This is a genomic window from Pseudomonas sp. IC_126, from assembly GCF_004331835.1.
Classification (GTDB): Bacteria; Pseudomonadota; Gammaproteobacteria; order Pseudomonadales; family Pseudomonadaceae; genus Stutzerimonas.
In genome coordinates, this window is the sequence record NZ_SJSS01000001.1 from 183,643 (window position 1) to 195,435 (window position 11,793).

The window sequence follows — 11,793 nt, forward strand, 5'->3', positions numbered from 1 at the left end:
AATGAGGGTGATCACTGGGTGCCGCGCATGCTTTCTTCGCGCAGCTCCTGGATACCCCGGTTGGCGTCCTCCACAGCCTTCTGCGCCTTGGCGGCCTGGGCCTTGCGCTCGGCGACGCGTGCATCCCACTCGGCTTGCTGGGCCAGTTTGCGCGCTTGGTCGTAGTTTTCCTTCTGCATGGCCAGTTCGGCCTGCTTCCATTTTTCCTGCGCGTTGCGCATTTCAACGGCGGCGTATTCGGTGCCACCTGCGCTCACGGCGCTACGCACCGCGGATTCGGTCACGGCGAACTGTTCGTTCGGTGGATTGCCGGCACAACCAACCAGCAGCAGACCGCCTAATGCAACGGCTGCCAGCTTGGGTAACTGAGATCGCAATAGAGGGCTTTCGATGGTGTTCATTTTCATGGCCAGTCTCCAGTTGAAGATCAGGGAACAGTGCCCGCAGCGGCCCTTAGTCAAGGGTCCGCCAATCACGACGGGCATGTTTTTGTGAGGCCAGCGGCGCTTAATCGTTCCAGCGCATATGCAAACGAAACCTCTGGATAGGGCTGTTCAGCAGCTTTTCAGTGTGGTCGACAAGGGGCGACGCGCAGCTGAGCGTCGCCTCTTCGCAGGCTTGTGAACGGGTTTGCCGCTGAGTAACGGTGCCATCTGAGCAGCGTTAGGAATGCTCCGGTTGTTCGGCGAGCAAGCGCTCGAGATGCTTGCGCGACAGGGCAAGGAAACGCGGTGTCGGGCCAATGTCCTCGTAGATCGGATCACCTTGCTCATCGGTGGCAATGACCTTGGCGCCCTGTTGATAGGGAAGGCTCGTCTCGATGGCTTCGAGCGCGGCGCCGACCAATTCGCCAAGCAGCTCTTCGGTACTGCGCTTGGGGTACATCTCCGCCAAGGCAGCCAGCCGTGCGGCACTCTCGACGTCCAGGGAAATGCTGTACTGCGTGCTGCTCATGCGGCCAGTGGCACTGCTTTCCCACTCACGGACCAGTTCTGAGATTTTCATTGACTCCATCCTTAGCCCGCCGTGGCGAGCGATATCTGCGTGGAGTGCGAGCGGCCGTCGAACTGGCATTTTTCGCTACGCCTTGTCTTCGACGGATACGCTGGGCACTCTGTTTGGAGGGTTCTAACAGGTAGCCGTTCAGCAATCGGTCGCATATCGAAAGGCGCTTTCGGTGATGCGACCCGGGAGACAGGAACATGGCGAAGATCGACGCGCGACTGCGCGAAAACGTTCATCTGCTCGGCGAGCTGCTGGGCAATACCATTCGCGAGCAGCACGGCGATGCCTTCTTCGACAAGATCGAACGCATCCGCAAAGGTGCCAAAGGTGCGCGCCGTGGGTCGACCGACGATGCTCGGTTGCTGCAGGAAACCCTTGACGGGCTGGCTGACGATGAATTGCTGCCAATGACCCGCGCCTTCAACCAGTTCCTCAATCTAGCCAACATCGCCGAGCAGTATCACCAGATCCGCCGACGCCGCCCCGGCGAGCCGGCGCCGTTCGAATCCGGTGTGTTGAGTGGGTTGCTCGAGCGGCTCAAGGGCGAGGGCTTCGCTCAGGAGTTCGTGGCGCGACAAGTGGGCCGGCTGGATATCGAGCTGGTGCTGACTGCCCACCCGACCGAGGTGTCGCGGCGCACCCTGATCCAGAAGTACGACGCCATCGCCGCACAACTGGCGGCGCGTGACCACACCGACCTCGGCCAGGCGGAACTGGCGCAGATCGAGCTGCGTCTGCAGCGATTGATCGCCGAGGCCTGGCATACCGAGGAAATCCGCCGCAGCCGACCGACTCCAGTGGAGGAGGCCAAGTGGGGCTTCGCCGTCATCGAAAACTCGCTCTGGCAGGCGCTGCCCAATGTGCTGCGACAAACCGATCAGGCGCTGTGCCACAGCACCGGCTTGCACCTGCCGTTGGACGCCGCGCCGATCCGTTTCGCCTCCTGGATGGGCGGCGATCGCGACGGCAATCCCAACGTGACGGCGAAGGTGACCCGCGAGGTGCTGGTGCTGGCGCGCTGGGTGGCGGCTGATCTGTTCCTGCGCGATATCGAGGGGTTGATCACCGCGCTGTCGATGCAGACCGCCAGCGAAGAGCTGCTGCGTCACAGCGGCGAGTCGGCCGAGCCCTATCGCGCACTGCTCAAGCGGCTGCGCGGACGATTGCAGGCGACGCGCGAGTGGGCAGGTTGCGCTGATCAGCCGTCGCCTGCGGTACTGCAGGACAATCGCGAGCTGCGCGAGCCGCTGGAACTTTGCTACCACTCGTTGCATGCGTGCGGCATGGGTGTGATCGCTGACGGCGCTTTGCTCGATACGCTACGTCGGGTTGCCGCGTTCGGGTTGTTTCTGGTGCGCCTCGACATCCGTCAGGATTCGGCTCGGCACGTCGCGGCCTTGGCGGAAATTACCGATTACCTGGGCGTAGGTCATTACGACCAGTGGGACGAGCAGCAGCGCCTGGATTTCCTCCAGCGCGAGTTGACCAACCGCCGTCCGTTGCTGCCTCCACATTTTCAGCCTTCGGAGGAGACCGCCGAAGTGCTGGCGACCTGTCGCGTGGTAGCGCAGGCGCCAGGTGCGTCGCTCGGCTCCTATGTCATCTCCATGGCTCGCGGCGCGTCGGATGTGCTGGCGGTTCAGTTGTTGTTGAAAGAGGCCGGCCTGCAACGGCCGATGCGCGTCGTACCGCTGTTCGAGACGCTCGATGACCTGAACAATGCCGGCCCTACCATCGATCAGCTGTTGGGTCTGCCAGGTTATCGCCAGCGCTTGCATGGCCCGCAGGAAGTGATGATCGGCTATTCGGATTCGGCCAAGGACGCCGGAACCACAGCGGCGGCCTGGGCGCAGTACCGCGCGCAGGAACGCCTCGTCGACATCTGCCGCGAGCATCAGGTCGAGTTGCTGCTGTTCCATGGCCGTGGAGGCACGGTTGGCCGTGGCGGCGGGCCGGCTCATGCGGCGATCCTGTCCCAGCCGCCCGGGTCGGTGGCGGGGCGCTTCCGCACTACCGAGCAGGGCGAGATGATCCGTTTCAAGTTCGGGCTACCGGATATCGCCGAGCAAAATCTCAGCCTGTATCTGGCTGCGGTCCTGGAAGCGACCCTGCTGCCACCGCCGATGCCCGAGCCGGATTGGCGCGAAACCATGGATCAGCTGGCTGCTGCAGGCGTCGAGGCCTATCGCGGCGTGGTACGCGATCATGCGCAATTCGTCGACTACTTCCGCCAGGCCACGCCCGAGCAGGAATTGGGTCGGCTACCACTGGGCAGCCGACCGTCGAAGCGTCGAGAAGGCGGAATCGAGAGCTTGCGTGCGATTCCGTGGATATTCGCCTGGACCCAGACGCGCCTGATGTTGCCCGCCTGGTTGGGCTGGGAGCACGCGCTAGAGACCGCGCTGGAGCGTGACGAAGGCGATCGGCTGAGGCTGATGCGCCAGCGTTGGCCGTTTTTCAGCACGCGCATCGATATGCTTGAGATGGTCTTGGCCAAGACAGATGCGGAAATCGCCAGTCGCTACGACGAGCGGTTGGTCGAGGCGCAGTTACAGTCGCTGGGTCGCGATTTGCGTGACAGATTGTCGCAGGCTGTGGCGGCTATACAGCGTGTGACTGGCCAGTCCGAGCTGCTTGCGCACAGTCCTGCGACCCTCGAAGCCTTCAGTCTGCGCAACACTTATCTCGATCCTCTGCATCTGATGCAGATCGAATTGCTGGCCCGTGCGCGACAGCAACAGACCCCGGCGGAAAGCCCGCTGGAGCAAGCTCTGTTGGTTAGCGTCGCAGGCATTGCAGCGGGATTGCGTAACACCGGATAGTTTCATTCGGGACGGTCGGTCTTATGTCGTTTCGTGCCGATGGCGACGGTTTTCCGTCTCCATCGGCCGGAGCGAAGGTCGCCAGGGGCAGGCCATGGGCGCCGCTTGTCTGCGTTCTGTGCGCTGTGTATCGTGTTCAACCTTTTGTCGCATGGCGACAGACCAGAATCTTTGATTCGCCAGCGGCAGGGTTGCGGTCGTTCGACCGCTGGCGGTATCCCTTTGCAAACTTGAGGACTCATCCATCATGCGCGTAATTCTGCTGGGAGCACCCGGTGCCGGGAAAGGCACACAGGCCCGCTTCATTACCGAGAAGTTCGCCATCCCGCAAATTTCCACCGGTGACATGTTGCGTGCAGCGGTCAAAGCGGGCTCGCCGCTGGGCCTGCAGGTCAAGGACGTGATGGACAGTGGTGGTCTGGTGTCCGATGAGATCATCATCGCGCTCATCCAGGAGCGTCTGCAGCAGTCCGATTGTGCCAACGGCTTCCTCTTCGATGGCTTCCCGCGCACCATTCCGCAAGCCGAAGCGCTGCGTGATGCCGGCGTGAAGCTGGACCACGTGCTGGAAATCGCGGTGGATGATGAAGAAATCGTCGGTCGCCTGTCCGGTCGTCGCGTGCATCCGGCTTCGGGTCGTATCTACCACACTGAGCACAACCCGCCGAAGGTGGCTGGCGTCGACGACGTCACCGGTGAAGAACTGGTTCACCGCAAGGACGATCTGGAAGAAACCGTCCGCCACCGCCTGAGCCTCTACCACTCGCAGACCAAGCCGCTGGTGGCGTTCTACCAGAACCTCGAAGCCGCTGAAGGCACGCCCAAGTGCAGCCGCGTCGAAGGTGTCGGCTCGGTGGAAGAGATCACTGCCAAGGTGCTGGCTGCGCTCAGCTGATCTAGCCAGGCAAACCGAACGGCCCGCTTGCGGGCCGTTTTCGTTCGTATCGCATTCACGCCGAGCCGAGTTGTCCATAAGGAATCTGGCATGGCGCAGCTGCTACAATCGCCGCCTTTTTTCGACTGACCGGAACTGCCGATGACCACGCTGTTGGCCCTGGATACCGCCACTGAAGCCTGCTCCGTTGCGTTGCTGCATGACGGCCGCGTGCTGAGCCATTACGAGGTGATCCCGCGGCTGCATGCGCAACGGCTGCTGCCCATGATCCAGACGCTGCTGGCTGAGGCGGGGATTGCCTTGTCGGCCGTCGATGCGCTGGCGTTCGGTCGTGGCCCCGGCGCCTTTACCGGCGTGCGGATCGCGGTTGGCGTGGTTCAGGGGCTGGCGTTCGCGCTGGAGCGTCCGGTACTGCCGATTTCGACACTCGCTACGATCGCTCAGCGTGCGTATCGCGAGCATGGCGCCGAGCAGGTGGCGGTCGCCATCGATGCGCGCATGGATGAAGTTTATTGGGGCTGTTATCGCGCCCATGAAGGCGAGATGCAGCTGGCCGGGATTGAAGCCGTACTGCCTCCGGAACAAGTCGGTTTGCCGCGTGATGGCTCCGGTAACTGGTTCGGCGCCGGCACGGGCTGGCGCTATGCCGAGCGCCTTGCCGTACAACCCGCGGCGGTCGATGCCACGCTGCTGCCGCATGCAGAAGATTTGCTGCACCTGGCCAGTTTCGGCTGGCAGCGCGGGGAAGCGGTGGAGGCCGATCAGGCCCAGCCGATCTACTTGCGTGACAACGTCGCGACGCCAAAGGCTGCGCGGTGACGGACGGCGTTGCCAATCCCGAGGCGGCTCGCTAGAGTCGACTCACTTCGTACAGGTGAATGATGCGCCTCAACGGTCTCGCCCCTTCTGCTTATCCCATCGAGTACGTTCCCCAGCGGGAAAGCGTGCCGGTGCCTTATCGCGAGAGCGAAAAGGCGGTTGAGCAGGCGCGTCGATCCAGCATTTCCCCGGCTGAGCAGGCCGACAGCACCTACGAACACCTCGCACGCCGCCCGCAAAACGAGCCTACCGACTACATTTCGGCCGTCCCCGGCGATTTCATGCCGTCGCGCTTCGAAGCCATGATGGAGCGTCCGTTGACCAGTCGTGCCACCCAGGCGTTGCAGAGCTATGGCACCACTGCGAGCTTCAGTGCCGATCTCGACGCGCACGAAGTACTCGGCCTGGATCTCTACGCCTAAGGCGTCGCGCATCGCGTGGATCTTCCCTATTTTCTCGGCTGCCCTTCCTGGAACGAGCCTCCCTGGCGTGGATCGCTTTATTCCCCGGGATTGCCTGCGACCGAATTCCTCGCGCGTTATTGCTCGGTGTTCAACACCGTGGAAGGCAACACGACGCTTTATGCCTGGCCGTCGGAGCAAAAGATCGAGCGCTGGGCGGCGCTGATGCCTGAAAGCTTTCGCTTCTGCGCCAAGCTGCCGCGTGAAATCAGCCAGGCGCCGAATCTGCATGATGTGCTGGACCTGGTCCTGTCGTTCCGCGCGCTGCTAGCACCGTTGGGCCAGCGAGTCGCTCCGTTCTGGTTGCAACTGCCGGCCACGTTTGGCCCGGCTCGCCTCGGTGAGCTGGCGCACGTGATCGATACCCTGGACCGACCGCTGGCGGTGGAAGTGCGCCACACCGCCTTCTTCGCCAAGGGCGAGGAGGAACGCGCGCTGAATCGGTTGCTGCACGGGCGGGGCGTGGAGCGTATCTGCATGGACACCCGTGCGCTGTTCAGCTGCCGGTCACGCGATCCAGCATTGCTGCATGCGCAAAGCAAGAAGCCACGGCTGCCGGTGCGGCCCGCGGCGTTCAGCCAGTTCCCGCAGGTACGCTTTGTCGGACATCCGGAGCTGGAGGCGAACGATCCCTTTCTCACGCCTTGGCTGGACAAGGTGGCGGGTTGGATCGAGGCGGGCAAGCAGCCCCATGTCTATCTGCATACTCCGGATAACCGTCTGGCGCCGGATCTGGCCATGCGCTTCCATGATCAGCTCGCGCGGCGCTTGCCAGGTCTGCCGCCGCTGGCAGTGCCTGCGATGCAGAGCGAGTCGCAGCTGTCGCTGCTTGGCGACTGAGGCGGCGCTGCGTGACGAAGCCGCCCTGCAACCTTGAATCGCTCGCGTTGCCAAAGCCAGCATGACGTTTGGCCGCTTCTTCCTATTGCTTCTGCTCGCGCTCGCCGGGTTCGTTTACGCGGTGTGGCGCGGTCACGTCGACGTTCCGTCGAAGTGGAATCCCTGGGCACCGCTGGATATTCGCGAGACGCCGAACCTGTTGACGCCCTACAAGCTGCAGCGCCTGCAGAGCGACCGCGCGCTTTGCGAACAGGCGCTGACCACCTCCGATCTGGATTACGTGGCAGTTCCTGACAGCACGCCGCAACCTGGCTGTCCGGTGGAAAACGCCGTGCGCGTCACCGGCTCGGCGGTGCGCTTCAATGGCGCGTTTCTCGCGACCTGCCCGCTGGCCGCGGCCTATGCGCTGTTCGAGCGGCATGGACTGCAGCCAGCGGCGCAGCAGGTATTTGGCGAGCCGGTGGTGCGTGTCGACCACTTCGGCAGCTTTGCCTGCCGCAATATCGCGCGTAGCAACAGGCGCAGCCAGCACGCGTCCGCCAACGCGCTGGATCTGGCCGGGTTCAGATTGCAGGACGGCACACGCATAACCGTCGCGCGCGACTGGAACGGCGACGACGACAAGGCGCGCTTCCTTCGCCAAGTAAAGGCAGCTGCCTGCGATGCGTTCAAGATCACCCTGAGCCCCGAATACAACGCAGCGCATCACGATCATTTTCATGTCGATATGGGCGGTTTCGGCATGTGCCGCTGAGGCGTGTCGGCATCGCCTCTGGCAAAATGCGGCGTTTCTGTCTTCCGAGCTCCGTATGACTGCCTCATCCCCGTTGGTCCGTGTCGAAGCCCTTGCCCCCGAGTTCGTCGAGCAGGCGCACGCTTGGGCGTCGCGGTTGGACTTGCCGACGCAAGCGGACGAGGCGGAATTCGCCCTGCAGCTGGGCGAGGACGGTTTGCAATTGCAGCTGCTCGGCTCGCAGGCGCCGGGGCCGGTGCGAGTGGATTTCGTCGAAGGCGGCGCCGCGCATCGTCGGCAATTCGGTGGTGGCAGCGGACAGATGATTGCCAAGGCGGTCGGGATTCAGCCCGGCATTCGGCCCAGCGTGCTGGATGCGACCGCCGGGCTCGGGCGCGACGCCTTCGTGTTGGCGACGCTGGGCTGCGAAATGGTGCTGTTCGAGCGTCAACCATTGATCGCTGCACTGCTGGAGGATGGTTTGGCGCGCGCGGAGGAAGACGCCGAGGTGCGTCCGATCGTCACGCGCATGCGCCTGCTTCATGGCAACGCCATCGATTTGATGAGGCAGTGGAAGGATGAGCCACCCCAGGTCATTTATCTTGACCCGATGTTTCCGCACCGGGAAAAGAGCGCGCTGGTGAAAAAGGAAATGCGCCTGTTTCGGCCCTTCGTCGGTGACGACCTGGACGCCGGCTCGCTGCTGGAACAGGCGTTGGCGCTGGCCAGCCACCGCGTGGTGGTGAAGCGGCCGCGCAAGGCGCCCGCAATAGATGGCCCCAAGCCGGGCTACAGCCTGGAAGGCAAGTCCAGCCGTTACGACATCTACCCGAAGAAGAAGCTGTCCGCCGGTCAGTGATCGCTCAACGAGCACGCTGACTGTACGTACTTCAGCACTCCGCTACGACCCTCTCCCTTGAGCCTGCGCGCGTCGCTGGCAGCGTGCCGCCGTGCCGAAAACGCATCGGTCGAGCTTCCGATGCCGTTGCGTTGGCCTTGCTTAATATCGCCAACGGTGGCATTGCTAGTCCTGACCGTTGCAGCTGAACGGTGGTTTACCAGATCGCGTTGAAGGGAGAGCAATATATGCAAATCCAGGTACATAGCGATAAACACATCGAAGGAAGCGCTCGTCTCGTAGGCTGGGTCAGTGGCGCTGTTGCCGACAAGCTGGATCGATTCGACGACGACGTCACCCGCGTCGTGGTGCACCTGAACGACGAAAACGGCGCCAAGGCCGGCGCGCAGGACAAGCGCTGCCAGATGGAGGCCCGGCCGAAAGGCCAGCAGCCGATTTCCGTCACGCACAAGGCGGCTTCGCTGGAATTGGCCGTCGATGGCGCCGTCGACAAGCTCAACAACGCCCTCAAGCATCAATTCGGCAAACTGCGCAGCAAACGCGCAACGGCGCCGACGCCCATCGAAGGCGAAACCCTCGAAGTACAGGACAGGGATGCGTTGCTGGAGGCGGACTTTCTTGCCGACGAGCAACTGCGTACCTCCTGAAACCAGCCGTGCCATGTGAATTTGGCATAGCCCGATCGCATGGCCGCCATCGAAACAGCAGGCATCGCTCCGCGATGCCTGCTCCTTGCCTCAGTTACCGCTCGGTCCACCTGATCCTATTCGGCAATAGCGCGACCACCGGGCCTATCGATCTCCTGTGCCTGTGCTATACCCATTGAAGGTATCGCACGAGGACCGCCGACGACCGGCGCGCTAAGCTCGTGGCGGACCTTGACGAGAGGGGGGCAATTGGCGCGTGGCGGCATCGCTTAGGAATTGCCACGGCCATCAGTCAGGAGGTGGCACCATGACCATGATGCAATGCGAATACCGCGATCACATCATTACCGCCGAGGTAATGGAGCACCCCGGCACGCCGACGCCCTGGGCGGGCGGTTGCCGAATCACCAACCCGCAAGGACAGACCAGCCGGCGCATGGCGCTCCCGGTCGGGCACGCCTTCATGGCGGAACTCGATAAAGCGCAGCGGGCGTCCATTGCCCATGGCAAGTGGCTTGTGGATCAATCCCTGAACCAAGGCAGACAGTTGTTCGATAAGGTGGCTTGAATTCGTGACGGGCCTCGCTTTCGGCTAGGCCCGTTCTTTTTCTTCCTGCTTGTTCCCGACGTTTCATCTGTTGAACTGTTGCTTGCTCGAATGCCTCTACTGAAAGCATCGCCTGCCCCGATAGGCAGCAAAACGATCAGGCAGAGGAGCCGTTTGATGGAACTTCCCAACAAAGACATGCGCACCTTGTTCGAGCAGCTGGGCCTGCCGTCAGACCCGGCCAGCATCGATGATTTCATCGCCAGCCACGCCCCGCTACCCAACCACATGAAATTGACCGAAGCGCCATTCTGGAGCGACGCGCAGCGTGCATTCCTGACGGAAGAATGGATAGACGACGCTGAGTGGGTACCGATCGTCGATGAGCTCAACGCTCGACTGCACGAAGAGCAGAAGCAGCCCTGATGGGCCTGCGGGCGGCGGCGTAAACAGCCTCACGGTTTTGTTGCAGCACCCCGTTCACCTAAAGAAGCGCCCATCCTAGACTTGTCCAGGAGCCGTCATGACTGATGAACGCAACACACTCACGACCCGTCAGGGCCATCCCGTCAGCGATAACCAGAGCCTGCGCAGCGTCGGCGAGCGCGGCCCGGCGACGCTGGAAAATTATCAATTCATCGAGAAGATCACTCACTTCGACCGCGAGCGAATCCCCGAGCGCGTCGTGCACGCGCGCGGTACCGCGGCGCATGGATGGTTCGAGCCCTATGGCAAGATCGGCGACGAGCCGGCCAGCAAATATACGCGCGCCAAGGTGCTGACCAAGGCGGGCGCGCGTACTCCGGTCTTCCTGCGTTTTTCCACCGTGATCGGTGGAAAGGAGTCACCGGAAACCGCCCGTGACCCGCGCGGCTTCGCCATCAAGTTCTACACCGAGGACGGCAACTGGGACCTGGTGGGCAACAACCTCAAGGTGTTCTTCATCCGCGATGCGATCAAGTTTCCGGACATGATCCATGCCTTCAAGCCCGATCCCGTGTCCAACCGCCAGGAAGCCTGGCGCTTCTACGATTTCGTTCAGCACCATCCCGAAGCGCTGCACATGGTGACCTGGGTCAAAAGTCCCTGGGGCATCCCTGCCGACTACCGGCACATGCAGGGCTCGAGTGTGAATACCTACAAAATGGTCAACGATAAGGGTGAGGCGGTGCTCTGCAAGTTCTCCTTCGAGCCCAAGCTCGGCGTGAAGAACCTCACCTCCCAGCAGGCTGCTGAAATCCAGATGAAAGATGTCGGCCACGCCACCCGCGACCTCTACGACGCCATCGAGCGCGGCGAATTTCCCGAGTGGGAAATGTGCGTACAGATCATGTCCGATGATCCGCACGATGAGCTCGACTTCGACCCGCTGGACGACACAAAGCGCTGGCCCGAGGACCAGTTCCCGCTGCTACCGGTCGGGCGGTTGGTGCTCGATCGCAACCCGTCGAACGTCTTCGCCGAAACCGAGCAGGCCGCCTTCGGTACCGGCGTCCTGGTGGACGGCATCGATTTTTCGGATGACAAGATGCTGCAAGGTCGGACCTTGTCCTATTCCGATACCCAGCGCTACCGCGTCGGCGCGAATTATCTGCAGCTGCCGATCAACGCGCCCAAATGCCCGTACGCCACCAACCAGCGCGACGGGCAGATGGCGCATTTCGTCGATGGCGGCGGTAATCCCCACATCAATTACGAACCCAGCTCTGTCGGTGGACTCAAGGAAGCGCCCAAGGCTACGCAGGATTATCACCAATGGGTCGAAGGGCATCTGGGGCGCTATCAGACGACCAAGGCTGCCGCGGATTATCACCAGGCCGGCGAGCGTTACCGCAGTTTCGAGGGCTGGGAGCGCGATGACCTGATCGCCAACATAACCGCCGACCTCAAGGAATGCCCTGAGGAAATCTGTCTGCGCATGATCTGGCACTTCTGGCATTGCGACCCGGATTACGGCCAGCGCTTGGCGGAGGGCGTCGGTGTGGACATCGAAAAGGCCAAGGCGTTGCCGCCCTTGGAAGGACGTGCCGCGCCGGGCGAAAACCTGGCGGGGCCGACCTACAGCAGCGGCGAACACGAAAGCTGAGCCGCCTCCAGGCTTCCGTCTGGCGCAATTGCGCCAGACGGAATGGCGCCGCTGTGACTGAGAAGGGCTGCGGCGTGGT

At 62.5% G+C, this 11,793-nt stretch carries 13 protein-coding genes; 11 read left to right on the plus strand and 2 right to left on the minus strand.

Translation table 11 applies throughout. The features are described 5' to 3' along the window. Window positions 1–11 precede the first annotated feature (11 nt). Complete coding sequence (locus E0D86_RS00820) at window positions 12–407, minus strand: DUF4398 domain-containing protein (protein ID WP_177493016.1); 396 nt, start codon at window positions 405–407, stop codon at window positions 12–14. A 256-nt stretch (window positions 408–663) separates the two neighbouring features. Continuing rightward, complete coding sequence (locus E0D86_RS00825; protein ID WP_131648088.1) at window positions 664–1,005, minus strand: pilin assembly protein; 342 nt, start codon at window positions 1,003–1,005, stop codon at window positions 664–666. Window positions 1,006–1,202: 197 nt separating this feature from the next. Between E0D86_RS00825 and ppc the strand changes: the two genes are divergently transcribed. From ppc to E0D86_RS00880, 11 genes are all read left to right on the plus strand, one after another. Then, a complete protein-coding gene (ppc, locus tag E0D86_RS00830; protein WP_131648089.1) occupies window positions 1,203–3,827 on the plus strand; it encodes a phosphoenolpyruvate carboxylase in 2,625 nt (874 codons plus the stop codon). A gap of 247 nt (window positions 3,828–4,074) precedes the next feature. Further along, window positions 4,075–4,722 (plus strand): adenylate kinase, encoded by a 648-nt coding sequence (gene adk / locus E0D86_RS00835; RefSeq protein ID WP_131648090.1) that lies wholly within the window; start codon window positions 4,075–4,077, stop codon window positions 4,720–4,722. A gap of 141 nt (window positions 4,723–4,863) precedes the next feature. Continuing rightward, window positions 4,864–5,541 carry a tRNA (adenosine(37)-N6)-threonylcarbamoyltransferase complex dimerization subunit type 1 TsaB gene (gene tsaB / locus E0D86_RS00840; RefSeq protein WP_131648091.1) on the plus strand — a complete coding sequence of 226 codons (678 nt, stop codon included), beginning with the start codon at window positions 4,864–4,866 and terminating at the stop codon, window positions 5,539–5,541. Between the two features lie 59 nt (window positions 5,542–5,600). Next, window positions 5,601–5,963, plus strand: coding sequence for a hypothetical protein (locus E0D86_RS00845; RefSeq protein WP_131648092.1), 363 nt, complete (start codon window positions 5,601–5,603; stop codon window positions 5,961–5,963). A gap of 15 nt (window positions 5,964–5,978) precedes the next feature. Continuing rightward, window positions 5,979–6,842 (plus strand): DUF72 domain-containing protein, encoded by an 864-nt coding sequence (locus E0D86_RS00850; protein WP_131648093.1) that lies wholly within the window; start codon window positions 5,979–5,981, stop codon window positions 6,840–6,842. A 61-nt stretch (window positions 6,843–6,903) separates the two neighbouring features. Beyond that, complete coding sequence (locus E0D86_RS00855; protein WP_131648094.1) at window positions 6,904–7,596, plus strand: extensin family protein; 693 nt, start codon at window positions 6,904–6,906, stop codon at window positions 7,594–7,596. 55 nt (window positions 7,597–7,651) lie between these two features. Further along, the gene (locus E0D86_RS00860) at window positions 7,652–8,434 is read left to right on the plus strand and encodes a class I SAM-dependent methyltransferase (protein ID WP_131648095.1); all 783 of its coding nucleotides are present in this window, start codon (window positions 7,652–7,654) and stop codon (window positions 8,432–8,434) included. A gap of 227 nt (window positions 8,435–8,661) precedes the next feature. Beyond that, complete coding sequence (locus tag E0D86_RS00865) at window positions 8,662–9,081, plus strand: HPF/RaiA family ribosome-associated protein (protein ID WP_131648096.1); 420 nt, start codon at window positions 8,662–8,664, stop codon at window positions 9,079–9,081. A 307-nt stretch (window positions 9,082–9,388) separates the two neighbouring features. Then, window positions 9,389–9,649 carry a hypothetical protein gene (locus tag E0D86_RS00870; protein WP_131648097.1) on the plus strand — a complete coding sequence of 87 codons (261 nt, stop codon included), beginning with the start codon at window positions 9,389–9,391 and terminating at the stop codon, window positions 9,647–9,649. 156 nt (window positions 9,650–9,805) lie between these two features. Further along, window positions 9,806–10,054 carry a DUF2789 domain-containing protein gene (locus tag E0D86_RS00875; RefSeq protein ID WP_131648098.1) on the plus strand — a complete coding sequence of 83 codons (249 nt, stop codon included), beginning with the start codon at window positions 9,806–9,808 and terminating at the stop codon, window positions 10,052–10,054. Between the two features lie 97 nt (window positions 10,055–10,151). Further along, on the plus strand, window positions 10,152–11,714 hold the full coding sequence (locus tag E0D86_RS00880; RefSeq protein ID WP_131648099.1) for a catalase: 1,563 nt from the start codon (window positions 10,152–10,154) through the stop codon (window positions 11,712–11,714). Window positions 11,715–11,793: the final 79 nt, after the last annotated feature.